Source organism: Streptomyces sp. NPDC092952 (assembly GCF_044754785.1).
In the GTDB taxonomy this organism is placed as follows: Bacteria; Actinomycetota; Actinomycetes; order Streptomycetales; family Streptomycetaceae; genus Streptomyces.
In genome coordinates this window covers 1-23,173 of sequence record NZ_JBIVPT010000002.1, presented here as the reverse complement: position 1 = coordinate 23,173, position 23,173 = coordinate 1, and the positions used below count along the sequence as shown (strand labels likewise).

Here is a 23,173-nt window from a genome sequence, read left to right as displayed (position 1 = left end):
TCAGCCGGCCGCCTTCACCAGCCGTTCGGCGATCTCCGCGGCGCCCGCCTCCCCGGTGAGCAGGGTGTAGTGGTTGACGTCCGGGACCGGCACCGGAGTCACCCGCGTACCGCCCAGGTCCGCCACCGCCAGCCGGCCCTCGTCGTACAGGCCCTGGTCCTCGTCCATCAGGCCGCGCCGCGCCCACAGCAGGGTCGCGTCCACGGGCAGCCGCCGGACCGCCGCCAGCACTTCCTCGGCGAACAGGCCGATCCCGTCGTCCCGTACCGCCTCGATCCGGCAGGAGGAGCGCAGCTCCGGCTCCCGGCCGGTCAGGTCGCGCTGGATGTACGCGTCCACCTCCGCCGACCAGCCGCCCGCGAACGCCGGGTGCGCCTGCCAGAACGCGCGGTACGCGGCCCGGTCCGGGAAGGTCATCGACAGCCGGTCCATGGCCGGGCCGATCACCGCGGTCAGCAGCTCGTCGGGGGAGAGATGGGTGGGGGCGGGGAAGCCGACCCCGCCGTCCACCAGCAGCAGCGGCCCGAACCGCTCCGGGTGCCGGACGGCGGCCAGAGCCGCCACGAAGGCGCCCATCGAATGGCCCGCCAGCACCACCCGGCCCGGCCCCGCCACCGCGTCGGCCACCGCCGCCACGTCGTCGGCGTGCGCGGGGATCCCGTACGGGCCCGGCAGCGCCGAACTCCCGGCCCGGCCCCGCAGGTCCGGGGCGACCAGGGTGACCCGGCCGTCCAGCAGCCGGGCCACCGGCCCCCAGGACAGGGCGTTGGCCGTGATGCCGTGCAGGGCGACGACGACCGGGGCGCCGGGCTCCCGGGCCGGCCACCGCAGCACCGCCAGCTCGCCCCCGGTCACGGGCGTTCGGATCTCTTCGTACGGGGTCATGGGCGTGCGTTCTCCTTCCGGGCCCCGCCGTCCGCGGGGGTGTCGGTGGTGCGGCGGCGCAGCGCGGCCAGCCGGGACGGCAGCCGGGCCAGGCCGCCGGGCAGCAGGTGTACCACGGCCACGAACACCACGCCGAGCAGGAACAGCGGCTGCGAGAGCGGCACCCGCAGCACCGCCGGCAGATCGGCGACCGCGCCCGAGCCCGCCAGGTCGCCGAGCCGGTGGTCGGCCCAGGTGTAGAGGATGCCGCCGGCCATCGGCCCCCACCGGGTGCCGGAGCCGCCCAGTACCACCATCACCAGCAGCGACAGGGTGAAGTCGGAGGTGGTGGTCTGCGGGGTCGAGCCGCCGGTGAGCAGCAGGTGCACCAGACCGCCGAGCGCGGCCAGGGCGCCCGCCAGCACGAAGGCGGTGAGCTTGAACCCGTACGGCTTCAGCCCCAGCACCTCCACCCGGCGCTCGTTCTCCTTGATGCCCTCCCAGACCCGCCCGGTGGGTGAGTTGACCGCCCAGTGGACGACGGCGAGGGTGAGCACGAGGTAGCCCAGGGCCAGCCAGTACAGGTTGGCGGTGTTCCCGATGCCGACGAGCCCGGACGGCAGCAGCTCGGCCGGGGCCGCCCGGCCCTCCTCGCCGCCGGTGAGCCCGCCGGGGTTGCGGGAGACCAGGATCGACCCGGCCTGTGCGAACGCCAGCGTCACCATGGAGAAGCCGATGCCGGTGACCCGCAGGCTCACCGAGCCCAGTACCAGCGCGAGACCGATCCCGCAGGCGACGCCGAGCAGCGCGGACACCGCGAACGGCAGCCCCGCCTCCAGCAGGAACATGTTCGTGGCGTAGCTGCCCGCCGCGAAGTACAGCGCGTGCCCGAAGGAGAGCAGCCCGGTCCGGCCCAGCAGCAGGTCGTAGCCGGTCGCCAGCGCCCCGAACAGCAGGCAGGTGGCGAGGAGTTGCAGGCTTCCCGGGCTGCCGAGCGGCCCGTCCAGCAGCCCCGGCAGCGGCAGCGCGCTGAACGGGGCGACGGCCAGCACCAGCAGGGCGGCCGCCGGCCACCAGCGGCGCAGCAGCCGGGCGGCGCTCGCGGGGGCGCGCCCGGCGGCGGCCTCCTCGCGGGCGGGGTGACGTGTCTCGGTGGCGGTGCTCACGCGAGCCTCCCGGTCAGTCCGCGCGGCCGGACGAGCAGCAGCGCGGCGAGCAGGACCACGACGGCCAGGTCGCCGAGGCCCGCTGCGGTGTAGTAGTTGGCGAACTGCTGGACCAGGCCGATGACGACGGACGCCACGGCGGCGCCGCTCACCGAGCCCATGCCGCCGGTGACCACCACGACGAACGCGAAGATCAGCAGCGAGGTGCCCTGCCGGGGGTCGACCGAGCCGAAGTACAGCCCGCCGAGTGCCCCGCCGAGCGCGGCGACGCAGCCGCCGATCGCGAAGACGAGGGTGAACGCCTTCCGTACGTCGATGCCGAGCGCGGTGACCATCGCCCGGTCCTCGACCCCGGCCCGGACGACCAGCCCGTGCCGGGTGCGGCCGAGGAAGAGCTTCAGCGCCACCAGCACCACGACGGCCGCCCCGACCAGCACCAGCCGGTTGACGGGGACCTGCGCGCCGAACAGTTCGAAGGTGCCGGACAGCGCCTTCGGCCCGGGGAAGGTACGGGCGTCCGAGCCCCAGATCCCGGACAGCAGCGCGGGGACGGCGAGCCCCACCCCGACCGTGGCGAGCACCTGCTCGCGCGGCCGGGTGTAGAGCGGGCGGACGACGGCGAGTTCCAGCAGCACGGCGGCCGCGGTGCCCACCGCCGTACCGAACAGGACCGCGAGGACGAAGCCCGCCCCGCCGGGGCCGGCGCCGGGCAGATGGCCGGAGGCCGCCCACCAGGTGCCGTACGCGCCGATCGACAGCAGCGCCCCGTGCGCGAAGTTGAGCACGTCCATCAGGCCGAAGATCAGCGAGAGCCCGGAGGCGATCAGGAAGTAGAGGGCTCCCAGACCGAGTCCGGTCATGGTGAGCAGTACGACGGTGGACATCAGGAATCCGCCTCCCGCGACGGTGCGTCGGTGGCCGGTCCGGACGCGGCGGCGCCGGCGGCCGGCCCGTGGCCGACGCCCAGCAGCCGCCGGGCCTTCTCCGCGTCGCCGAGCAGTTCGTCGGCCGGGCCCTGGTGGGCGGTGCGGCCGTCGGCGAGCACCGCGCAGTGCCGGGCCAGCCGCCGCACCACGGCGAGGTTCTGCTCCACGAGCAGCACCGGCACCGCCTCGGCGGCCCGCTCCAGCACCTGGGCGACCTCGGTGACCACCTTGGGGGCCAGCCCCTTGGTGGGCTCGTCGGCGATGATCAGCCGGTTGCCGTTGAGCAGGGTCCGGCCGATCGCCACCATCTGCTGCTGCCCGCCGGAGAGGGTTCCCGCCAACTGCGAGGCCCTGAGCTTCAGTTCGGGGAACAGCTCGTGGACGAGCCCGTACGCGGGCCCCTCCGCGCCGCGCCGTTCGGCGAGCCGCAGGTTCTCCGCGACGGTCAGCCCGGCGAAGATCCCCCGGTCCTCGGGGGCGTAGCCGATGCCGAGCCGCACCACGGTGTGGGTGGGCATCGCCACGGTCTCCTCGCCGTCCAGCCGGACGCTGCCGGTGCGCGGGACGAGACCGAGGACGCCGCGCACGGTGGTGGTCTTCCCGGCGCCGTTGCGGCCGAGCAGCGCGGTCACCCCGTGCCGGGCCACGTCCAGTTCGACGCCGTGCAGGATGTGCCGCCCGCCGATCAGGACCCGCAGGTCCCGTACGGAGAGCAGGGGTCCGGCCGTCACAGCCCCTCCCCGAGGTAGGCCTGCTGGACGACGGGGTCGGCGGTGACCGCCTCGGGGGTGTCCAGGGCGAGCAGCCGGCCGTGGTGCATCACGGCGAGCCGGTCGGCCAGGCCCAGCAGGACGTCCATGTGGTGCTCGACCATCAGGACGGTGCGTCCCTCGTCCCGGTGCAGGGTGCGGATGAGTTCGGTGAGGGCGGGGACCTCCTCGGCGCTGACCCCGGCCATCGGCTCGTCGAGCAGCATCAGCCGGGGTTCGCCCACCAGCAGTACGGCCAGCTCCAGCTTGCGCTTCTCGCCGTGCGACAGTTCGGCCGCGGTGGCCCCGGCCCGGTGGGCGAGGCCCGTGCGTTCCAGTACGCCGTCCACCTCGGCGGTGAAGCGGGGGGCCCGCCGCCACAGTCGGTGCGAGCCGCCCCTGGCCGCCTGCGCGGCCAGCCGGACGTGCTCGGCGACGCTCATGCCCGGCCAGAGGCTGGACGTCTGGAAGGTGCGGCCGAGGCCGCGCCGGGCCCGCGCGTGGGCAGGCCGGCCGGTCAGATCGGCGCCGTCCAGCTCGATGGTGCCGGAGGTGGCCGCGGTGACCCCGCTGATCAGGTTGAACAGGGAGGTCTTGCCCGCCCCGTTGGGGCCGATGAAGGCCAGGAACTCGCCCTCGCGGACGCTCAGGGAGACGTCCTCGACGATCGTCGCCCCGCCGACGCTCCAGCCGATTCCGGCCAGCCGGAGCACCGGGGCGGTGTCCGGGGCCGTCCCCGCGCGCGGCGCGGTGGTGTCCGGTGCGGCCATCGGTCAGCCCGCCGCGGGCGTCACGGGCGGCGCGACCTCGGCCATGGGCACGGTGTCCACCAGCTCCGGGGTGGCGGCGGCGCCCTTCCCCTTGAGCTTCGCGACGAACATCGGCTGCACCAGGGCGTGGTCCTCGGCCCGGACCTGCTCCTTGCCCTTCACCCCGTCGAAGCTCCAGCCCTCCAGGGCCTTGACCATGGCGGCGGTGTCGGAGGCGCCGCCCTTCTCGATCGCCCGCACCACCATCTGCGCGGCGGTGAACCCGTCGGGGGTGAACAGGTCGGGGGTGCCGCCCGCCTTCGTGACCGCGTCGAGCATGGTCTTCTCCACGGCGTTGCCGCCGCCCGCCCCGGGGAAGTAGTGGGCGAGGAACGACACCTTGGTGCCGGCCTCCCCGAAGACCGGGTACGAGGCGGTCCCGGCGAGCCCGGTGACGACCTTGCCCGCCTCCAGCACGCCCTGCTGGTCCAGCGCGGTCCACAGGGCCGGTGCGGTGGAGCCCGCCCAGGCGACGAAGACCAGGTCGGGGCGGCCCGCCTTCACCTGCCGGGCGAACGGGGTCAGGTCGGTGGCGCTGGGCGGGGCCATCACGGAGCCGACCTTCGCGCCCCCGGCCCCGAGGACCGCCTTCACGGCGGCGACGTTGGCCTGGCCGAACGTGGAGTCCTGGGCCAGCACCGTGACCTTCTTGCCCTTGGCGTCGCCGAGCATCGATCCGGCGGTGAGGATGTCCTGGTAGGACTGGCGGCCCGAGCGGAAGGTGTAGTCGTTGATGCCGGTCACCGCGTCGGTGGCGGCCGGTCCGCTGATGTAGAGGACCTTGTTCTGGGCGGCGAGCGGCGCCATCTGGAGCGCCACCCCGGAGTCGGTGGTGCCCGCGAGGACCTTGTAGCCCTTGCCGATCAGGGTCTTGGCCGCGGCGACCGCCTTGCCGGGGTCGCCCGCGTCGTCCTGCTCGGCGACCTCGATGCGGTGTCCGGCCACCTTGCGGGTGCCGTTCGTGGCGTGGTCCAGGCCGGCCATGAAGCCGTCCCGGTACTGCTTCCCGTAGTCCGCGAGCAGCCCGGTCCGGGAGTAGACGAGCCCCACCTTGACGGTGGAGTCCTTCGCGTCCCCGCCCGAGCCGCTCTCACCGGCCTTCCCGGCGGCGGTGCACCCGGCCAGCAGCAGACCGGCACAGGCCAGTGACAGGGCGGTGGAGAGGGATCCGCGGTGACGGGGGATGCCCGTGGCTCTGCGACGCATGGTGACCGGCTCCTCGGCGTGTTCATGTGATGTCGCCGAACCGTATGAACACCGCGCCGCCGTCGATATGGTGCCGGGCGCCCCACCTGGCGCGATGCCCATGTGGGTGCCGCACATGGAGCCGCGGCGCGAAAGCCGCGTGCCAGTACGCGCCGGCCCGCGCACGGCTACCCGGAAGCCCGCACCGGTACGCCGGACTCCGCGTCCGGGAACGCGGAAGCCGCGCCGGGGAACCGGATCGTACGGTTCCCCGGCGCGGCTTCCGCGAGGTGCGGGCGGTGGCCCGTCACATCGCGGTGAAGGCCTGGATCGTGGCCGCGATGATGCCGAGGGCGGCGAACCCGACGCCGATCCAGCCCATCACGATGCCCGCGACCGCCTGGCCGCGGCCGCCGCCCTCGCCCCGGTCGGCCATCTTCTTGGCGGAGATGCCGAGGACCAGCGCGATGATCGGCAGGATGATCGGGATGACCAGCAGGCCGAGGATGCCGAGCACCATCGAGGCGGTCGCCTTGCCGCTGGGCAGCGGGGCGCCGCCGGGGTATCCGTATCCGGGCGGCGGCTGTACGCCGAATCCGGGTCCGCCCGGGGCCTGGGGCCCTGAGGTGCCGCCTGCGATGCCTGACTGATCAGTCATGTCTCCCTCTCCATAGGTGCTGGTCACAGCCATGGTAAAGGGAACTTAAACGCGTGTTCGAGCCAAAGAGTGAGGAGAATGTGACGAAAGGGCTGCGGTACGGTCACCGCCTGTGTTAGAAGCCCTTCCGGGTGGGCCGGGAGTGGACCGGCGGAGCCCCGGGGCCCCGCCCGGACGTGGACCGTGTCCGCGGTCCGCGTCCCGACGGAGCCCCGGGGCTCCGGAGCGTCTGACGTCCCGTCAGGAGGTCGGCATCAGAACGCTGTCGACGAGGTTGAGGTGACCGTTCATGGTCTCGATGTCGCCACAGGTGATGGTGGCGGTGCCGTTGACCTTGTAGTTCTCGCCGGAGCCCGAGGTCGTGATCTTGGAGCCCTCAAGAGTGGTGAAGGAGCCCTTGGCCAGGTCGGTGCGGGTGATGTTCTTGTCGACCACGTGGTACTCGAGCGCCTTCTTGAGCTGGTCGGGATTCTTCATGAGGGAGTCCAGCTCGGTCTTGGACAGCTTGTCGAAGGCCGCGTTGGTCGGAGCGAACACCGTGACGTGCGTGGCGTCGTTCAGCTTCTTGTCCAGACCGGACTTCTTCAGGGCGTCGTGGAGCTTGGAGAGGTCCTTGTTGTCGGCGATGGCATCGCCCGTCTTCTTCTTGGCCGCCTCGGCGGCGCTGCCCTTGCCCGAGGTGGGCATGGACGAGCAGCCGGTCCCGAAGGTCTTGGCCGAGTGGGCGGGCTTCGGCGAGGCGTCGGCGGACGCCAGCGGAGCCATGCCGACCATGACCAGCGGGACTGCGGCGGCTGCGGCGACGAAGGCATGGGAGCGACGGATCTGCATGACGGTGGACCCTTCTGGAAGGGGTCAGATGGGATGAGTGACGTTCGACTCGTCACCTGTCACGTTCTGTACGTGAACGTGGGGGGCGCTGCGGGGGCATCCGCGCGGCCCGCCTGCGGGGTGCCGCCCCGGGGTCCGTTCCACCGGGCCCGTTGCACCCGGCCGAGTGACGGACCGGGGCACGGCGTGCACCTCCACCAGGTTGGCAGCCATCCCTCCGGACCGCATCCCGGGCCGCCGGGCGGGCGTTACGGGGCTTCTTCCGGCCTGGTCAGGTCGATCAGCCGGCACACCGTCTCGATGTCTATCTTCACCTGGGCGATCGACGCCCGCCCCGACAGCCAGGTGATCAGTGCCGAGTGCCAGGTGTGCTCGATGACCCGGACCGCGGACAGCTGCTCCGGCGTCGGGTCCTCCAGTCCCATCGCGTCCAGGATGATCGCCGTGGTGATCCGCGAGACGGTGTCCACCTCCGGGCTCACGCTGCGGTCCGCGAAGGTCAGCGCCCGCACCATCGCGTCCGCCAGGTGCGGCTCGCGCTGGAGCGCGCGGAACGCCCGCATCAGGGTGTCCGCGACCCGCTGCGCCGGGGCGCGCCCGGCCGGCGGGTGCCGGTGCAGCGTGGAGTGCAGGTGCTGGAGCTGGTCCTGCATGGTGGCGACCAGCAGGTGGATCTTGGACGGGAAGTAGCGGTACAGCGTGCCCAGGGCGACCCCGGCGTCCTCCGCGACCTCCCGCATCTGCACCGCCTCGAAGCCGCCCCGGCCCGCGAGCCGGGCGCTGGCGTGCAGGATGCGGCGGCGGCGGGCCTCCTGGCGTTCGGTCAGGGGCGGCGACGCAGGCTTGGCTTCCGCTGTCATGTCTCCCCGTCCCCCTTCATGGCATCTGTCCGCTACCGGCGGGGGGACGCTGTCGGCCCCCGGCGGCGCACAGCATGCCAGCGTGCCAGGTCGTGGCGCGAATCACCTGATCCGGCCGTTGCACCGACGCTACCTGCCGGTAGATTCGTAGCTCATTGAACGATATTGAACGATCCAGTCTGAAACTTGTTCTAGATTAGCGCGAGCGGTTACGCTCCGGCGGAAACGCAGTGACGAAGGGGGCCGAGTGTGACCGCTGAGGCCATAGAGTCGGGCCCCCGCGCGGGTGACGGCGCGTCCGGCGACCGCCCGCTGCGCATCGCACTCCTCACCTACAAGGGCAATCCTTTCTGCGGAGGTCAGGGCGTCTACGTACGCCACCTCTCCCGCGAACTCGCCCGGCTCGGCCACCACGTCGAAGTGATCGGCGCCCAGCCCTATCCGGTGCTCGACGAGGGCGTCCCGCTCACCGAACTGCCCAGCCTGGACCTCTACCGCCAGCCCGATCCCTTCCGCACCCCCGGCCGGGGCGAGTACCGCGACTGGATCGACCTGACCGAGGTCGCCACCATGTGGACCGGCGGCTTCCCCGAGCCGCTCACCTTCAGCCTCCGCGCCCGCCGCCATCTCGCCGCCCGGCGCGGCGAGTTCGACGTCATCCACGACAACCAGACGCTCGGCTACGGGCTGTTGGCGGATCTCGGCGCCCCGCTCGTCACCACGATCCACCACCCCATCACCGTCGACCGCGAACTGGAGCTCGCCGCCGCCGAGGACCGCCGCCGCCGCGCCTCGGTGCGCCGCTGGTACGCCTTCACCCGCATGCAGAAGCGGGTCGCCCGCCGCCTGCCCTCGGTGCTCACCGTCTCCGGCTCCTCCCGGCAGGAGATCGTCGACCACCTCGGGGTGCGCCCGGACCGGATCCACGTCGTGCACATCGGCGCGGACACCGACCTCTGGTCGCCCGATCCCTCGGTCGCCGAGGTGCCCGGACGGATCGTCACCACCTCCAGCGCCGACGTCCCGCTCAAGGGCCTCGTCCACCTCGTCGAGGCGCTCGCCAAGCTCCGCGCCGGGAACCCGCGCGCACACCTCGTCGTCGTCGGCAAGCGGGCCGAGGACGGCCCGGTCGCCCAGGCCATCGAACGGCACGGCCTCCAGGACGTCGTCGAGTTCGTGAAGGGCATCACCGACGCCGAACTCGTCGACCTGGTGCGCGGCGCCCAGATCGCCTGTGTCCCCTCCCTGTACGAGGGCTTCTCGCTGCCCGCCGCCGAGGCCATGGCCACCGGCACCCCGCTCGTCGCCACCACCGGCGGCGCCATTCCCGAGGTCGCCGGACCCGACGGCGAGACCTGCCTGGCCGTCCCGCCCGCCGACCCCGGCGCCCTGGCCGACGCGCTCGGCCGGCTCCTCGGCGACCCGGAGCTGCGCGCCCGGCTCGGCGCCGCGGGCCGCGACCGGGTGCTCGCCCGCTTCACCTGGAAGCGGGCCGCCATCGGCACCGCCGACCTGTACCGAGAGGCGATCGCGGCCCGCTCCGGCGGCCGTCGCTGACCCGGTCCCCGTATCCGCCCCGCCCACCCCGACCCACCCCCTCGACCGCGAAAGCAGGCACTCGTGCTGACCGTGGACTTCACCCGCTTCCCGCTCGCCGCAGGTGACCGAGTGCTCGACCTGGGCTGCGGCGCCGGACGTCACGCCTTCGAGTGCTACCGGCGCGGCGCCCAGGTCGTGGCCCTGGACCGCAACGGCGAGGAGATCCGCGAGGTCGCCAAGTGGTTCGCCGCGATGAAGGAGGCCGGCGAGGCACCCGAGGGCGCCACCGCCACCGCGATGGAGGGCGACGCGCTCAACCTGCCGTTCCCCGACGCCTCCTTCGACGTCGTCATCATCTCCGAGGTGATGGAGCACATCCCCGACGACAAGGGCGTCCTCGCCGAGATGGTCCGGGTCCTCAGGCCCGGCGGACGGATCGCCGTCACCGTCCCGCGCTACGGCCCCGAGAAGGTCTGCTGGACGCTCTCCGACGCGTACCACGAGGTCGAGGGCGGCCACATCCGCATCTACAAGGCCGACGAACTGCTCGGCAAGATGCGCGGCGCCGGACTCAAGCCGTACGGCACCCACCACGCGCACGCCCTGCACTCGCCGTACTGGTGGCTCAAGTGCGCCTTCGGCGTCGACAACGAGAAGGCGCTGCCGGTGCGGGCGTACCACAAGCTGCTGGTCTGGGACATCATGAAGAAGCCGATGGCCACCCGGGTCGCCGAGCAACTGCTCAACCCCGTCGTCGGCAAGAGCTTCGTCGCCTACGCGACCAAGCCCCACCTCCCCGCGGCCGCCGCCCAGGACCTCACCAGGGCCGAGGCGTGACCGTACCCGAGCAGACCGAACACCTCGTCCTGCCCGGCGTCCTCACCGCCGAGCAGGCCGCCGAGACCGTCGCCGCGCTCCTCGCCGTCCAGCGCGAGGACGGCGCGCTGCCCTGGTTCCGCGGCCACCACCTCGACCCCTGGGACCACACCGAGGCCGCCATGGCCCTGGACGCGGCCGGCGAGCACGGGGCCGCCGCCCGCGCCTACGACTGGCTGGCCCGGCACCAGAACCCGGACGGCTCCTGGTACGCCGCCTACCACGACGGCGACCCCGCCCGGCCCACCGACCGCTCGCTGGAGACCAACTTCTGCGCGTACGTGGCCGTCGGCGTCTGGCACCACTACCTCGCCACCGGCGACGACGCCTTCGCCGACCGGATGTGGCCGACCGTCTACGCCGCCGTCGAATTCGTCCTCGGCCTCCAGCGGCCCGGCGGCGAGATCGGCTGGAAGCGCGAACCCGACGGCACCCCCGTCCACGACGCGCTGCTCACCGGAAGCTCCTCCGTCCACCACGCGCTGCGCTGCGCCCTCGCCCTGGCCGAGCGCCGCGAGGAGCCCCAGCCCGACTGGGAGCTGGCCGCCGGGGCGCTGGCCCACGCCATCCGCGAGCACCCGGAACGCTTCCTGGACAAGAGCCACTACTCGATGGACTGGTACTACCCGGTCCTCGGCGGCGCGGTCACCGGCGAGGCCGCCAGGAAGCGCATCGACGCCGGCTGGGACCGCTTCGTCGTCCCCGGCCTCGGGGTGCGCTGCGTCGTGCCCAACCCCTGGGTGACCGGCGGCGAGAGCTGCGAACTCGCCCTGGCGCTCTGGGCGGTGGGCGAGTCCGACCGGGCGCTGGAGATCCTCCAGTCCATCCAGCACCTGCGCGCCGAGGGCGGCCTGTACTGGACGGGGTACGTCTTCGAGGGCGACCGGGCCTTCTGGCCCCAGGAGCTCACCACCTGGACGGCCGGTTCCCTGCTCCTCGCGGTGGCCGCGCTCGGCGGCCACGAGGCGACCACGGCGGTCTTCGGCGGCGAACACCTCCCGCACGGCCTGGAGCCGGACTGCTGCCGCTGAGCCGGGTCCGCGGACCCGGACGGCCCGCCCCGGCTGGCGGGCCGTCCGGGGCCGGGGCAGCCTGACCGGGAGTGGCCGCAGCGGCCACCCGTCGGGGGTCCGCCCCGACGCCCTGGTCAGAAGGGCCCGCCGTGTCCAGTTCAGCCCCGACCGCCCCGGCGCCGGTCCGCCGTCTGCTCCTGCCGCTGCTGCTGTCCGGCACCCTGGTCGTCGGGGCCGCCGCCTGCGGGAAGAGCGGCGGCAGCGCGAGCGGCTCCGGTTCCGCCTCGCCGAGCGCCACCTCGTCCGCCGAGGCGCAGAAGTTCGCCAAGACCCGGTTCGTGGCCAACGCGGGCCTCGCGGCCGGGGCGACGTACCAGTGGATCGTGAAGCCGTACCGGGCGGGCAAGTTCAAGAAGGGCGCGGACGGACGGACCTTCGCCCTGGTCAAGGCCGGGCTCGCGGGCGGCTTCACCTACAACCGGCTCAAGGCGGCGACGGAGAACGCCAAGGGCGACCCGCTGCTCGCCAAGGCGGTCGCCCCGCTGACCGCGGGCATCGAATCGCTCAAGGGGCTCGCCGGCAAGCTCCGCAACGGCCAGGCCGGCGAGGGCGACATCGGTGCCTTCGAGAGCGTGATCAACAACATCAAGTCGGCCGGCAGCAGCGCGGGCGCCGACGTGAAGGACAAGGTGCCGACCACGTCCCAACTCGGCGGATAAACACGGGCGTTCCACCCTCCGTCATGCTTAGGGTGGAGCCATGAGCTCACTCACGCACGACCGCTACTGCACCGAGATCGCCAGCCGCGCCGAAGCCTTCCGGGCCGCGATCCGCGGCGCCGACCTCTCCACCACCGTGCCGACCTGCCCCGAATGGGACCTGCGCGCACTCGCCCACCACATCGGCCAGGTCCACCACTGGGTCGCCGAGATCGTCCGTACCCGCTCCGCCGAGGTGATCCCGCCCGACCGGGTGCCGAACGCCACCCCGGCGGACGAGGACGCCGAAACGCTGGACGCCTGGCTGGCCGAGGGTGCGGCAGCGGCCGTCGAGGCTCTGCGGGACGCGGGCCCCGAGGTGAAGGTGTGGTCCTGGGCCTGGGAGGGCAGCACGGGCTTCTGGGCGCGCCGGATGGCCCACGAGACGATCGTCCACCACGCCGATGCCGCGCTCACCACCGGCACCGGCTTCGAGGTGGACCCGGAGCTGGCCGCCGACACGATCGAGGAGTGGCTCCAGATCGTCGACTTCGTGCAGTCCTCGGGCAGCGAGCGGGCGGCGGGCCTGACCGCCCCCGGCGCCGGGACCGGCCACTCCCTCCACCTCCACGCCACCGACGCGCCCGGCGCCGAGTGGCTGGTCGGGTTCGGTGAGGACGGCTACAGCTGGCGCCGTGCCCACGGCAAGGCGGACGTGACCCTGCGCGCCCCGCTCACCGAACTGCTGCTGGTGTTCAACCGGCGCCTGCCCGTCGACCACGACGGGGTGGAGGTGATCGGCGACCGCGAGGTGCTGGACCTCTGGCTGAAGAACACCGAGTTCTGAGCGCCCGGCCGGGACAGCCCTCAGGCGTTGAGTTCGGCGAGCACCCGCAGGGTGTGGGGGTCCGGTGCGGTCACCAGCAGGTCGGTCACCGGGCCCCCGCGCCACAGCTCCAGCCGCTCCGCGATCCGCTCCCGCGGCCCGACCAGCGAGATCTCGTCCGCGAAGGCGTCCGGCACCGCCAGCACCGCCTCCTCCTTGCGCCCTTCGAGGAAGAGCCGCTGGATGCGGCGGGCCTCCTCCTCGAACCCCATCCGCGCCATCAGGTCGGCGTGGAAGTTGCGGGCCGCGTGCCCCATGCCGCCGATGTAGAAACCGAGCATCGCCTTCACCGGCAGCAGCCCCTCGGCGACGTCGTCGCAGACCAGGGCGCGGGCCATCGGCGCGATCATGAACCCGTCGGGCAGCCCGTCGAGCGAGGCCGCGTACACGTCGGTGCGCGTCGGCGACCAGTACAGCGGCAGCCACCCGTCGGCGATCCGGGTCGTCTGCGCGATGTTCTTGGGCCCCTCGGCCCCCAGCAGCACCGGCAGCCCCGGCCGCAGCGGATGGGTGATCGGCTTCAGCGGCTTGCCGAGCCCGGTGGAGTCCGGACCGGCGTACGGGTGGGAGTGGAAGCGGCCGTCCAGCGTGACCGGGGCCTCCCGCCGCAGCACCTGCCGGACGACGTCGACGTACTCCCGGGTCGCGGTCAGCGGGCTCCTCGGGAACGGCCGTCCGTACCAGCCCTCCACCACCTGCGGCCCGGACAGCCCGAGGCCGAGCATCATCCGGCCGCCGGAGAGGTGGTCCAGGGTGAGGGCGTGCATGGCGGTCGCGGTCGGGGTGCGCGCCGCCATCTGCGCGAGGGCGGTGCCCAGCCGGATCCGGGAGGTGTGCGCGGCGATCCAGGTCAGCGGCGTGAAGGCGTCCGAACCCCAGGCCTCCGCCGTCCACACCGAGGCGTACCCCAGCGCCTCGGCCTCCCGGGCCAGCTCCAGATGGGCCGGGTTCGGGCCGCGGCCCCAGTACCCGAGCGCCAGTCCCAGCCTCATGTCCGCCGCCTCCCCAGATTCCTGACGATACGTCAGATCAATGACGCGGTACGGAGGGTACGGCAGCGGCCCCTCGCCCGGAAGGGGCGAGGGGCCGCTGAAGCGGTGCGCGGGACGGCGTCGGCTCAGCCGCGCTGGATGCCCGTGGTGTCCTGGAGGACGCCGCGACGGCCGTCCTGGGTCTGGGCGACCAGGCCCGGACCGCGCTGCTCCACCGCGAGGTACCAGGTGCCCGGTGCCAGCTCCGCGATGGGCGTCGGCGAACCGTCCTCCCCGTACAGCGGGCGGGCCACCGGGACCGCGAACCAGAACGGGGTGAAGTCACCGGCAGACGCCTGCTGGGTGGCGTTCGGGTCCGGCTGGCCGGCCTGCGGCTGACCACCGTACGACGGCTGCTGGCCGCCCGGGTAGCCGTACCCCGGACCGGGCTGACCGGGCTGGCCCGGCTGCCCGCCGAACGGCGGCTGCGCGGCGTTCGGGGCGGGGGCGCTCATCAGCGGGGCCTTGAGCGCGGGGACCAGCGGAGTGGCGACCGCGCCGCCCGCGAGGGCGAGAGCCGCGAGCAGGCCCAGGATCGTGCCGGCACCCGCGCTGCCCGCGCCGAGCAGGGTCCACAGGGCGGTCCACGCGGCGAAGATGCTGAGCGCGGCGCCGAACTGGCCGAGGTCGAATCCGGCGACCTTGCGGCCCGGAGTCGCGCGGCTCAGGATGATCAGCACCGCCGCGATGATGCCGGCGATGTAGACGCTCATCAGGAGGCCGAGGCTGTCCCAGGCGTTCGTGCTGAAGCAGCCGCCCGAGGAGCAGCTGAAGCGGCCGAGGAAAGAGGCGATGAACAGCACGGCCGCTGCTCCGATCACCACGCCGTCGCCTCGTGTGAGGGAGCGGATATTCACGTGAAGGTCCTTAGTCGGTCGTCTCGTCGGGGCGGTCGTCGCTGCCACCGGTACGGATACGGCGGGTTCGGTACGAAGCTGGGGGCGGCCCCCATCGTACGGATGAATCTATCGTCTGCCGGGGCGGGTTGTGCCCTTGCCCGGAAGACGGACGCACATCCCCCCGATTTCGCCGCAGAACCACCTCTTGCTAACGGTCGAGATAGCTGCTGATGCCGTCCGCGATGCCTTGTGCGGCCTTCTGGCGCCAGCCCGCGCTGGTGAGCAGGGCGGCGTCCTTCGGGTCTCGCATATTGCCGCATTCGATGAACACTTTGGGCACGGTCGACAAATTCAGCCCGCCCAGATCCTTTCGGGTGTCCAATCCCGTATTGCCGCCGATGTAATTGGAAGGCGCGCTTCCGGTGGCGCGGACGAAGAGACCGGCGATTCTGGCCCCGAGGTCGCGCGAGGGCGCGACGATCTTCGAGGTGTCCGCCGCCCCGCCCCGTACCAGCCCGGGGACGATCACATGGAAGCCCCGGTTGCCGACCGCCGAACCGTCCGCGTGCACCGACACCACCGCGTCGGCCCGCGCCTCGTTCCCGATCCGGGCCCGCTCGTCCACGCACGGCCCGAACGCCCGGTCGTCGTCGTACGTCAGCACGACCTTGGCGCCCTGCGCCCGGAGCAGGGTGCGCAGCCGGTGTGCGACGTCCAGGGTGAACCGGGCCTCCGCGTAACCCGAGTCGGTCGACGTCCCGGTGGTGTCGCACTCCTTGCGGGTGGTGCCGATGTCCACCTGGCGGTTGATCTCGCGGGTGTGCAGGTGGTTGTCCGGGTTGTGCCCGGGGTCGATGACGACGGTCCGGCCGGACAGCGGTCCGGAGCCGGTGCCCGCGGGCGGCTCGGAGGCGGGCGCGGTGGTGCGGGACGGTGACTTCGACGGCGAGGCCCGCCCGGAGGGCTCGGCCGCCCCGGACGTGGACGGGGACGCGGCGGACGCCGTACCGCTCGGAGGCGGCCCGGCGGCCGCGCCGCCTCCGGCACCGCCGGCCTCGCCCGCGCCGCACCCCGCGGCGCCCAGCGCGCACACGGCGGCCAGCGCGACGGCTGTCGGGGTACGGCGGCGGCGGGTGGGGGAAACACTCTCGTCGTACGGCATCACGCGATGCTATCGGGGCGTCCGGGCGGCCCGGTCTCAGATGCCGGGGCCGGTCCGCCGCAGCACCCGCAGCGACTCCGTCACCGACACCTCGGTGAACGCGCCGGAAGCCAGAGCCCGTTGGTGGATCCGGTACGGGGCCTGCCCGCCGTCCTCCGGGTCCGGGAACACGTCGTGGATCACCAGCAGCCCGCCCTCGGCGACGTGCGGCGCCCAGCCCTCGTAGTCGCCGGTGGCGTGCTCGTCGGTGTGGCCGCCGTCGATGAAGACGAAGCCGAGCTTCCCGCCCCAGACGGCCGCGACCTGCGGCGACCGTCCGACCAGCGCCACCACGTGCTCCTCCAGACCGGCCGCGTGCAGGGTCCGGCGGAAGGTGGGCAGCGTGTCCATCCGCCCGACCTCCGGGTCCACCACGGCCGGGTCGTGGTACTCCCAGCCGGGCTGCTGCTCCTCGCTGCCGCGGTGGTGGTCGACGGTGAGGGCCGTCACCCCGGCCGCCCGCGCGGCGTCGGCGAGCAGGATCGTGGAACGCCCGCAGTACGTACCGACCTCCAGCACCGGCAGCCCCAGCGCTGCCCCCTCCACGGCGGCCGCGTACAGCGCGAGCCCCTCGCCCTCCGGCATGAAGCCCTTGGCCGCCCGGAAGGCGGCGAGGATCTCCGGGGACGGCTCGACGGAAGACGGCTCGGCAACTGACGCGGCGGACACGGGTTCCTCCTGGTGACGACGGGTACGGCTACGCGCCCGGGGGCGGCGCCCCATCGTGCCGCATGCCCCGCACCGGGGCACGGGCGGGGCCGGGGCCGGGGCGGCCGACGCGGCCCCGGCCTCAGCGGCGCAGCATCGACAGCAGCAGCCCGTGGGTCTCCTCGTCGGCGGCGGCCAGGAGCCCGCGGCCCGACTCGCCCAGCGGGGCGCCGTCGATGCCGGTGACGACGCAGCCGGCGGCCCGGCACAGGGCGATCCCGGCCGCGAAGTGGACGCTTCCGGAGAGGTCGCCGCCGTCGGTGACGTACGCGGCGCGCTTGCCGGCGGCCACCCAGGCCAGCGCCAGGGTCGTGGACCCGACGCGCGGCCGGAACCGCGCGACGAACCCGGGGTGGGCCAGCAACTCCACGGCCCGGTACTCCGGCGCGTTCGGGAACGGCGGATCGAGGTTGACGTCGACCAGCCGGGTGGCGGACGTGGGCGTCAGCGGCGCTTCGTCGGCCCCGTCGCGCCGCATCCAAGCGGTCTTCCCGTCGGTGGAGAAGACCTCGCCGCCGAACGGGTCGGCCACCGCCGCCGCCCCGTCGCGCAGCGCCACGTTGACGGCGACCAGCAGGGTGCCGGCCGCGTAGTTCAGCGTCCCGCACAGGGGGTCCACCAGCCACTGGCGCACGGCCCCGTCCACCCCCTGCCGCCCGCCCTCCTCGCCCAGCACCCCGTCATCGGGCCGGGCGGCGCGGATGACGTCGACGATCGCCTTCTCGGCCGCCACGTCGGCGGCGGTGGCGAAGTCCCCGGCGCCCTTGTCGATGCGGTCGAGCCGTCGGCCGTACAGCTCCCGGACCACGTCCGCACCCGCGCGCGCCCCGGCCGTCGCGACCGAGACATCGTCCGAACCCGCGTATGGATCAGTCATGTTGTGCAGGTTAAGGGCCGTCCCGCGGGTCGCCCTGACCGGGCCGGGCCCGGCGGCGCGGCGTTTCGCGGGGAATTCTCTTCGACGCGCCGCCCCCGTTTTGGCATCGTGCCCGGAATGAACGCCCCCGCCTTCCTGCCCGGTCTGGAACTCTGCCGCCGCTTCTACGCCGAGGCCGTACGCCCCCTGCTGGAGGAGGCCGCCCCCGGGCTCGCTCACTCCGCCGCCCGGATCGGCGCCGGCTCCGAAGTGCTCGGATTCGACACGGCCCGTTCGGCGGACCACGACTGGGGCCCGCGCCTCCAGCTCTTCCTGGACCCCGAGGACGTCGCCCGGCACGGAGCCCGGATCGACGCGCTGCTCTCCCACCGCCTGCCGAGGACCGTCCACGGTTTCCCGACCCACTTCGCCGACACCGGCGAGGCGGGCATCGGGGTCATGCGGGCGGCCGACGGGCCCGTGCGGCACGGCGTCGAGATCACCGACCCGGCGGCCTGGTTCGCCGCGCGGCTCGGATTCGACCCGGGGGAGGGCGTCGGCACGGAGGACTGGCTGGCCACCCCCACCCAGCGCCTCGCGGAAGTCACCTCCGGCGCCGTCCTCCACGACGGGCTCGGCCGGATCGTCCCGGCCCGGACCGCGCTCGACTGGTATCCGCACGATCTCTGGCTCCACCTCCTCGCCTGCCAGTGGCGGCGGATCTCCCAGGAGGAGGCGTTCGTCGGCCGGTGCGCCGAGGTCGGGGACGCGCTCGGATCGGCCGTCGTCGCCGCCCGGCTGGTACGCGACCTGATGCGGCTCTGCCTGCTGATGGACCGCCGCTACCCGCCGTACGCCAAATGGCTCGGCTCCGCCTTCGCCCGCACGGCCGGAGCGCCCGCCCTCGCTCCGCACCTCACCGCCGCGCTCGCCGCCACCGACCCGCAGGAGCGGGAGACGTACCTCGGCCGCGCCTACGGGACGGTCGCCGCCCTGCACAACCGGCTGGCCCTCACCGATCCCGTCGACCCGGCCACCCGGCCGTACCACAGCCGCCCCTACCGGGTGCTGCGCGCCGAACGCTTCGCCGACGCCCTCACCGCGCGCATCACCGACCCGGCCGTGCGGGCCCTTCCGGTGAGCGGCGCCGTCGACCAGTTCATCGACAGCACCGACGTCCTCACCGACCCGGCGGCCACGCGGGCCGCCACCCGAGCCGTCCTCGGCGTCCCGCGTCCTTGAGCCGGCCACTCACCTAACCGCAAAGACCTCTTCGCGAACAACTCTTTGCGAAGAACTCTTTGCGGTCTAGTGTGTGCGGCATGGCAGACGAGTGGAAGGGCCCGGACGGGCCCGCCGTAGAAGCGGAATCGGTTGTTCTGGACGCCAAGGGGCTGCGCGCCCTGGCGCACCCGGTGCGGGTCCGGCTGGTGGGGCTGTTGCGGAAGCACGGCCCGTCGACGGCCACCCGGCTCGCGGAGCGGCTGGGGGTGAACTCCGGCACCGCCAGCTACCACCTGCGCCAGCTCGGCGCGGCCGGATTCGTCGAGGAGGACACCGAGCGCGGCAACGCGCGGGAGCGCTGGTGGCGCTCGGTCCACCGGACGACGGAGCTGCGGGGCCGGGAACTGGCCGTCAAGGAGCCCGAGGCCGTCCTGGCGTACCTCCAGTCGGTCGCCGCCCTCCACACCCTCCAGATCCAGCGGACGCTCGGCGAACTCCAGACGATGCCCCCCGCCTGGCAGAACACGTTCGACATGAGCGATGTGGGCCTGCTGCTCACCCCGGAGGAAGCCGCCGCCCTGCGCCAGGAGTTGTGGGACGTGGTCGGCCGCTACCGCCGGGACAGCCCGGAAGCGGCGGCGACCGCTCCCGAGGGCGCCGGGCGGGTCGAGGTCATCACCTATCTCCTGCCCGATCCGGAGGAGTCGTGACGGCGGGCGGGGGCGGCGCGACGGAGGCCGCGGCCGCCCGACTGCCCGGAACACGGTCCTTAAGACCCCTGTCCGGCGTGCTGACGGCCATGGCCCTGTCCCTGACCGGCACCCGGATCTCCCTCGTGGCCCTGCCCTGGTTCGTGCTCGTCACGACGGGCAGCGCCACCCGGACCGGCCTGGTCGTCTTCTGCGAGATGGCGCCCTACGTCCTGGTCAAGGCGTTCACCGGGCCGGTGGTGGACCGGGCCGGCCCCCGGGTCGTCTCCTGGACCAGCGACCTGGCGAGCGCGACCGCCGCCGCTCTGATCCCCCTGTTCCACGTCCTGCACCTGCTGACCTTCCCGCTGCTGCTGGCGCTGGTCGCGGTGATCGGTGCGGCGCGCGGGCCCGGCGATCTGGCCAAGGAGGTCATGGTGCCGGAGGCCGCCGACCGGGGCGCGGTGCCGCTGGAGCGGGCCACCGGCCTGGCCGGTGTGGTCGAGCGGCTGGCCTCCACCATCGGCCCGGCGGCCGGTGGCGCCCTGGTCGCGCTGGTGGGCCCGCTGACCGGACTGGTCGTCAACGCGGTCTGCCTCGTCAGCGGCTCGGTGGTCGTCGCGCTGGTGCTGCCGCGCGGCATGGGACGCGCGGCGGAGGCGGCCGAACCGGGACCGGACGACGCGGAGGAGCCGGGCTACTGGAAGCGGTTCGGCGAGGGCTTCACCTTCCTCCGGGGCGAGCCGCTGCTGCTCACCGTCATCGTCATGGTCGCCATCACCAACCTGCTCGACGCGGCGATCGGCTCGGTGCTCCTCCCCGTCTGGGCCAGGGAGTCCGGCAACGGACCGGCCGCGATGGGCCTCATGGGCAGTGTGATGGGGGCCGCGGCGGTGGCCGGGAGCCTGATCGCCGCGACGTTCGCGCACCGGCTGCACCGCCGGACGGTGGTGCTGGTCGGGTTCCTGCTGGCCGGGGCGCCGAGGTTCCTGGTCCTCGCCGCCGATGTCCCGCTGGGGGCGGTGCTGGCGGTCTTCGTCGTGAGCGGGTTCGGCGCCGGGTTCATCAACCCCGTCCTGGGCGCCGTCCTCTTCGAACGGGTCCCGCGCCACATGCTGGGCCGGGTCAACGCCCTCGGCGACTCGCTCGCCTGGGCCGGAATCCCGCTCGGCGGCCTGCTCGCCGGTGCCGCGGTGGCCGCCGCCGGTCTTACACCGGTACTGCTGACCTGCGGGATCCTGTACTTCCTCACCACCAACCTGGCCGGACTGCGCCGGGAGTGGCGGGAGATGGACCGTACGAGACATATCGCGGCCGGTACGGAAGCGAGGGAGCCCGTCACGTGACGTTCCACCGGGTCCCGTCGGGGATGTGCCAGACGCGCGCGGTGCCGTCCGCCTCGCGCGCGTAGCCGAACCTGTCGTGGGCCGGGCGGCCCGCCCCGTTCCACCAGCGCCACGCGTCCTCGACCCGGGACCAGAGGCCGGGATCGCCCCCGTGGGCGACGGTGCCGGTGTCCTCGCCGACCAGCGGCGTACGCGCCCACGAACCGTCCGGGCCCTGGATCTGAAACGCCAGGGCCCCGGTGTCGTCGAGGTGGTGGACGATCTCCGCCCCCGGCAGGTGGAACGCGAGGACCAGGCGGAAGGCGTAGTGCGCGCGCACGTCCGCGGCGGTGACCCGCGACCGCCGGACGCCCGTCCCGGCGGCGGGCCTCGGCCGGCGCGGCGCCGCGTACGTACGGGCGTCGGTGCGGGCGGGCATGAAGCGGCCGCCGGTCGTCGTGAAGTGGCCGAGGGCGCGCCCCTGTTCGTCGACCTCCAGGCGGACGAGCCCGCCCTCAATGCCGAGGGCGATGTCGGTGACGAGAATGGTGCCGGGCCTGCTCTGCCCGATCCAGGCGGCGGGTACGGCAGGGACGGAGCAGGTCGCGATGATCCGGTCGAACCGGTCGCCGGTGAGGTTGCCCCGGATGCCGTCGCCCGGGACGAGCCGTGGCGCGAAGCCCGCGACCGCCAGCCGGTCCCGCGCCGTGTCGACGACCGCCGGATCGATGTCGACGGAGGACACCAGGCGGTCCCCGAGCCGGTGGCAGAGCAGGGCCGCGTTGTAGCCGGTGCCGGTGCCGATCTCCAGGACCCGGTGGCCGTCCCCGACGCCGAGGTCTTCGAGCATTCCGGCCATGAGCCGGGGCAGGGTGCTCGACGAGGTCGGGACGCCGGTCCACGCGGTGTCGTCGACCCGCTCGGCGGTGTCCGGGTCGAGTGCGGTCACCAGCGTCTCGTCGCGGTGGGCGGCGGCGAGGCCGTCGTCGGTGGCCGCGCCGTGGCCCTCCCGCCACACGCTGATGCCCCGTTCGTTCCGCTCCTGGACGTACCAGCGCGGCACGAAGAGATGGCGGGGCACACTGCTGAACGCCTGCGACCACGCGGGCGTCCGGATGGCGCCGTCGCGGGCCAGCGCGTCGGCGAGAGCGGCCATGTGCGGCCGGGCCCGGTCGAGGTCGGTCGGATTGCTCACACGTGCTCCCAGCGGGTGGTTCGGGCGGGTACGGGCACCACGGCGCGCCCCGGAAGCGGGCGGGACGTGCGTCGCGGCGGGCGGGTCAGCGGCTTCGTCGGGGCCGGACCGACGGGCTCCGCGGGTGCGCGCAGTCGATGTGCCGGTAGAGCGTGACCGGCCCTCCGCCCTGGCGGGGGAGACTGCCCCGGAGACAGCGGTCGGACGGCTGGACCGGCTCCAGACAGGCGGGGCAGATGTGTCCCGAGGGTGCGAACGTCGCGTACTCCCAGGGCTGTACCTCGACGCTCATGCCGTCACCCCGCCCTCGACGGGAGCGGTCGGGGAGGCCGGGGAGGCCGGAGGGGCGGCGGTGACCGGCCCGGCCCCCTGCCCGGCAACGGAGTTGGCGAGCCGGCGCAGCATCCGGGCGAGGTCGTGCAGATGCTGGTAGGACGCGAAGACGAGCGCGCCGCCCCGGGGCGTGGAGGCGAGGAGCTGGTCGACCTCCCACCGTACGGAGCGGGACGCGGGCGTCAGCGCGCGGTCCAGCACCTCGTCGGCGAAGAGACCGACCCGGCCGACCAGTTCGGCGGTCCGGACGTCGATCTCCTCGCGGGTGACGGTGCCGAGCCGGAGGGCGAGGGCGTCCTCGGCGGCCGCGAGCGCGGTCTCGACGTCCAGAGGCAGGTGCTCGGTCCCGGGCGGCGACTGCTCGGGGGAGGCGTGTGTCATGTGGGGGCTCCTGGCTGGGGTCCTGGGCATGGGGGAGGACGGCAGGCGGACGTGCTGCGAGGACGGTGCCGTCGCTTGCGTCCGATTTGGCAACCTTTGGTAATCGTCGCAGCACCGGGGGCAGCCAGGAGCCCATGAGGCGGTTTTCTGCGAGCAGGTTTCCGCGTGAATGTTCGCGCTGGTCCGGCGCGTGCGTTCCCCGGGGTGAGGTGTTCTGCGCGGGAGCAGAACGCGTCTGGCGGCGGCGGGATGTTCTCCGTCCGGCCGGGGGGGGGGGGGGGGGGGGGCCGGAGATGAACTCGACCCGGAAGAAGGGATACGAACACCACTG

The 23,173-nt window shown here is 73.6% G+C and carries 24 protein-coding genes; 8 read left to right on the top strand and 16 right to left on the bottom strand.

Annotated elements, in window-relative coordinates:
* The 9 genes from ACIQGQ_RS04080 to ACIQGQ_RS04040 all read right to left on the bottom strand — a co-directional run bounded on the left by ACIQGQ_RS04080 (position 1) and on the right by ACIQGQ_RS04040 (position 8,048).
* A complete protein-coding gene (locus tag ACIQGQ_RS04080; protein ID WP_402390379.1) occupies positions 1-885 on the bottom strand; it encodes an alpha/beta hydrolase in 885 nt (294 codons plus the stop codon).
* Positions 882-2,030 carry a branched-chain amino acid ABC transporter permease gene (locus ACIQGQ_RS04075; protein WP_402390376.1) on the bottom strand — a complete coding sequence of 383 codons (1,149 nt, stop codon included), beginning with the start codon at positions 2,028-2,030 and terminating at the stop codon, positions 882-884. Before ACIQGQ_RS04075 ends, ACIQGQ_RS04080 begins: the two co-directional genes overlap by 4 nt.
* The gene (locus ACIQGQ_RS04070; RefSeq protein WP_352279378.1) at positions 2,027-2,914 is read right to left on the bottom strand and encodes a branched-chain amino acid ABC transporter permease; all 888 of its coding nucleotides are present in this window, start codon (positions 2,912-2,914) and stop codon (positions 2,027-2,029) included. Before ACIQGQ_RS04070 ends, ACIQGQ_RS04075 begins: the two co-directional genes overlap by 4 nt.
* Positions 2,914-3,687 carry an ABC transporter ATP-binding protein gene (locus tag ACIQGQ_RS04065; protein ID WP_402390373.1) on the bottom strand — a complete coding sequence of 258 codons (774 nt, stop codon included), beginning with the start codon at positions 3,685-3,687 and terminating at the stop codon, positions 2,914-2,916. The genes ACIQGQ_RS04070 and ACIQGQ_RS04065 overlap by 1 nt, the downstream gene beginning before the upstream one ends.
* A complete protein-coding gene (locus ACIQGQ_RS04060; protein ID WP_402390371.1) occupies positions 3,684-4,475 on the bottom strand; it encodes an ABC transporter ATP-binding protein in 792 nt (263 codons plus the stop codon). Before ACIQGQ_RS04060 ends, ACIQGQ_RS04065 begins: the two co-directional genes overlap by 4 nt.
* 3 nt (positions 4,476-4,478) lie before the next feature.
* On the bottom strand, positions 4,479-5,720 hold the full coding sequence (locus tag ACIQGQ_RS04055; protein ID WP_402390368.1) for a substrate-binding domain-containing protein: 1,242 nt from the start codon (positions 5,718-5,720) through the stop codon (positions 4,479-4,481).
* 286 nt (positions 5,721-6,006) lie between these two features.
* Positions 6,007-6,357, bottom strand: coding sequence for a DUF4190 domain-containing protein (locus ACIQGQ_RS04050; RefSeq protein WP_402390365.1), 351 nt, complete (start codon positions 6,355-6,357; stop codon positions 6,007-6,009).
* Between the two features lie 240 nt (positions 6,358-6,597).
* On the bottom strand, positions 6,598-7,188 hold the full coding sequence (locus tag ACIQGQ_RS04045) for a fasciclin domain-containing protein (RefSeq protein ID WP_402390362.1): 591 nt from the start codon (positions 7,186-7,188) through the stop codon (positions 6,598-6,600).
* Between the two features lie 248 nt (positions 7,189-7,436).
* A complete protein-coding gene (locus tag ACIQGQ_RS04040) occupies positions 7,437-8,048 on the bottom strand; it encodes a TetR family transcriptional regulator (RefSeq protein WP_366296586.1) in 612 nt (203 codons plus the stop codon).
* 249 nt (positions 8,049-8,297) lie between these two features.
* On the opposite strand from ACIQGQ_RS04040, the gene ACIQGQ_RS04035 reads away from it, so the two are divergent.
* From ACIQGQ_RS04035 to ACIQGQ_RS04015, 5 genes are all read left to right on the top strand, one after another.
* Positions 8,298-9,605 (top strand): glycosyltransferase family 4 protein, encoded by a 1,308-nt coding sequence (locus tag ACIQGQ_RS04035; protein WP_402390360.1) that lies wholly within the window; start codon positions 8,298-8,300, stop codon positions 9,603-9,605.
* Between the two features lie 63 nt (positions 9,606-9,668).
* Positions 9,669-10,424 (top strand): class I SAM-dependent methyltransferase, encoded by a 756-nt coding sequence (locus ACIQGQ_RS04030; protein ID WP_402390357.1) that lies wholly within the window; start codon positions 9,669-9,671, stop codon positions 10,422-10,424.
* Positions 10,421-11,494, top strand: a complete 1,074-nt coding sequence (locus tag ACIQGQ_RS04025; RefSeq protein WP_402390354.1) for a prenyltransferase/squalene oxidase repeat-containing protein — start codon at positions 10,421-10,423, stop codon at positions 11,492-11,494. Before ACIQGQ_RS04030 ends, ACIQGQ_RS04025 begins: the two co-directional genes overlap by 4 nt.
* A gap of 131 nt (positions 11,495-11,625) precedes the next feature.
* A complete protein-coding gene (locus ACIQGQ_RS04020) occupies positions 11,626-12,195 on the top strand; it encodes a hypothetical protein (protein ID WP_402390352.1) in 570 nt (189 codons plus the stop codon).
* Between the two features lie 40 nt (positions 12,196-12,235).
* A complete protein-coding gene (locus tag ACIQGQ_RS04015; RefSeq protein ID WP_402390349.1) occupies positions 12,236-13,021 on the top strand; it encodes a maleylpyruvate isomerase family mycothiol-dependent enzyme in 786 nt (261 codons plus the stop codon).
* Positions 13,022-13,041: 20 nt separating this feature from the next.
* Here ACIQGQ_RS04015 and ACIQGQ_RS04010 read toward each other — a convergent pair whose 3' ends face one another.
* From ACIQGQ_RS04010 to ACIQGQ_RS03990, 5 genes are all read right to left on the bottom strand, one after another.
* Complete coding sequence (locus ACIQGQ_RS04010; RefSeq protein WP_402390346.1) at positions 13,042-14,052, bottom strand: LLM class F420-dependent oxidoreductase; 1,011 nt, start codon at positions 14,050-14,052, stop codon at positions 13,042-13,044.
* Between the two features lie 125 nt (positions 14,053-14,177).
* Complete coding sequence (locus ACIQGQ_RS04005) at positions 14,178-14,948, bottom strand: hypothetical protein (protein ID WP_402390345.1); 771 nt, start codon at positions 14,946-14,948, stop codon at positions 14,178-14,180.
* A gap of 190 nt (positions 14,949-15,138) precedes the next feature.
* Entirely contained in the window at positions 15,139-16,092 is a 954-nt protein-coding gene (locus tag ACIQGQ_RS04000; protein WP_402390343.1) for an N-acetylmuramoyl-L-alanine amidase, read from the bottom strand.
* Positions 16,093-16,128: 36 nt separating this feature from the next.
* Entirely contained in the window at positions 16,129-16,716 is a 588-nt protein-coding gene (locus ACIQGQ_RS03995; protein ID WP_402391930.1) for a class I SAM-dependent methyltransferase, read from the bottom strand.
* 205 nt (positions 16,717-16,921) lie between these two features.
* Entirely contained in the window at positions 16,922-17,716 is a 795-nt protein-coding gene (locus ACIQGQ_RS03990) for an inositol monophosphatase family protein (protein ID WP_402390340.1), read from the bottom strand.
* 117 nt (positions 17,717-17,833) lie between these two features.
* On the opposite strand from ACIQGQ_RS03990, the gene ACIQGQ_RS03985 reads away from it, so the two are divergent.
* From ACIQGQ_RS03985 to ACIQGQ_RS03975, 3 genes are all read left to right on the top strand, one after another.
* On the top strand, positions 17,834-18,937 hold the full coding sequence (locus ACIQGQ_RS03985; RefSeq protein ID WP_402390338.1) for a DUF4037 domain-containing protein: 1,104 nt from the start codon (positions 17,834-17,836) through the stop codon (positions 18,935-18,937).
* Between the two features lie 80 nt (positions 18,938-19,017).
* Positions 19,018-19,629 (top strand): ArsR/SmtB family transcription factor, encoded by a 612-nt coding sequence (locus ACIQGQ_RS03980; RefSeq protein ID WP_402390336.1) that lies wholly within the window; start codon positions 19,018-19,020, stop codon positions 19,627-19,629.
* A gap of 89 nt (positions 19,630-19,718) precedes the next feature.
* Entirely contained in the window at positions 19,719-20,954 is a 1,236-nt protein-coding gene (locus tag ACIQGQ_RS03975; protein WP_402391927.1) for an MFS transporter, read from the top strand.
* Here ACIQGQ_RS03975 and ACIQGQ_RS03970 read toward each other — a convergent pair.
* On the bottom strand, positions 20,947-22,128 hold the full coding sequence (locus tag ACIQGQ_RS03970) for a methyltransferase domain-containing protein (protein WP_402390333.1): 1,182 nt from the start codon (positions 22,126-22,128) through the stop codon (positions 20,947-20,949). The genes ACIQGQ_RS03975 and ACIQGQ_RS03970 overlap by 8 nt on opposite strands.
* 288 nt (positions 22,129-22,416) lie before the next feature.
* On the bottom strand, positions 22,417-22,842 hold the full coding sequence (locus ACIQGQ_RS03965; protein ID WP_402390331.1) for a hypothetical protein: 426 nt from the start codon (positions 22,840-22,842) through the stop codon (positions 22,417-22,419).
* Positions 22,843-23,173: the final 331 nt, after the last annotated feature.

What these genes read in the sequence shown, in the direction of transcription:
- ACIQGQ_RS04080 (WP_402390379.1), bottom strand. Translation starts at nt 885, where the DNA reads ATGACCCCGTACGAAGAGATCCGAACGCCCGTGACCGGGGGCGAGCTG.
- ACIQGQ_RS04070 (WP_352279378.1), bottom strand. Translation starts at nt 2,914, where the DNA reads ATGTCCACCGTCGTACTGCTCACCATGACCGGACTCGGTCTGGGAGCC.
- ACIQGQ_RS04060 (WP_402390371.1), bottom strand. Translation starts at nt 4,475, where the DNA reads ATGGCCGCACCGGACACCACCGCGCCGCGCGCGGGGACGGCCCCGGAC.
- ACIQGQ_RS04055 (WP_402390368.1), bottom strand. Translation starts at nt 5,720, where the DNA reads ATGCGTCGCAGAGCCACGGGCATCCCCCGTCACCGCGGATCCCTCTCC.
- ACIQGQ_RS04050 (WP_402390365.1), bottom strand. Translation starts at nt 6,357, where the DNA reads ATGACTGATCAGTCAGGCATCGCAGGCGGCACCTCAGGGCCCCAGGCC.
- ACIQGQ_RS04045 (WP_402390362.1), bottom strand. Translation starts at nt 7,188, where the DNA reads ATGCAGATCCGTCGCTCCCATGCCTTCGTCGCCGCAGCCGCCGCAGTC.
- ACIQGQ_RS04040 (WP_366296586.1), bottom strand. Translation starts at nt 8,048, where the DNA reads ATGACAGCGGAAGCCAAGCCTGCGTCGCCGCCCCTGACCGAACGCCAG.
- ACIQGQ_RS04015 (WP_402390349.1), top strand. Translation starts at nt 12,236, where the DNA reads ATGAGCTCACTCACGCACGACCGCTACTGCACCGAGATCGCCAGCCGC.
- ACIQGQ_RS04010 (WP_402390346.1), bottom strand. Translation starts at nt 14,052, where the DNA reads ATGAGGCTGGGACTGGCGCTCGGGTACTGGGGCCGCGGCCCGAACCCG.
- ACIQGQ_RS04000 (WP_402390343.1), bottom strand. Translation starts at nt 16,092, where the DNA reads ATGCCGTACGACGAGAGTGTTTCCCCCACCCGCCGCCGCCGTACCCCG.
- ACIQGQ_RS03995 (WP_402391930.1), bottom strand. Translation starts at nt 16,716, where the DNA reads ATGCCGGAGGGCGAGGGGCTCGCGCTGTACGCGGCCGCCGTGGAGGGG.
- ACIQGQ_RS03990 (WP_402390340.1), bottom strand. Translation starts at nt 17,716, where the DNA reads ATGACTGATCCATACGCGGGTTCGGACGATGTCTCGGTCGCGACGGCC.
- ACIQGQ_RS03985 (WP_402390338.1), top strand. Translation starts at nt 17,834, where the DNA reads ATGAACGCCCCCGCCTTCCTGCCCGGTCTGGAACTCTGCCGCCGCTTC.
- ACIQGQ_RS03980 (WP_402390336.1), top strand. Translation starts at nt 19,018, where the DNA reads ATGGCAGACGAGTGGAAGGGCCCGGACGGGCCCGCCGTAGAAGCGGAA.
- ACIQGQ_RS03975 (WP_402391927.1), top strand. Translation starts at nt 19,719, where the DNA reads ATGGCCCTGTCCCTGACCGGCACCCGGATCTCCCTCGTGGCCCTGCCC.
- ACIQGQ_RS03965 (WP_402390331.1), bottom strand. Translation starts at nt 22,842, where the DNA reads ATGACACACGCCTCCCCCGAGCAGTCGCCGCCCGGGACCGAGCACCTG.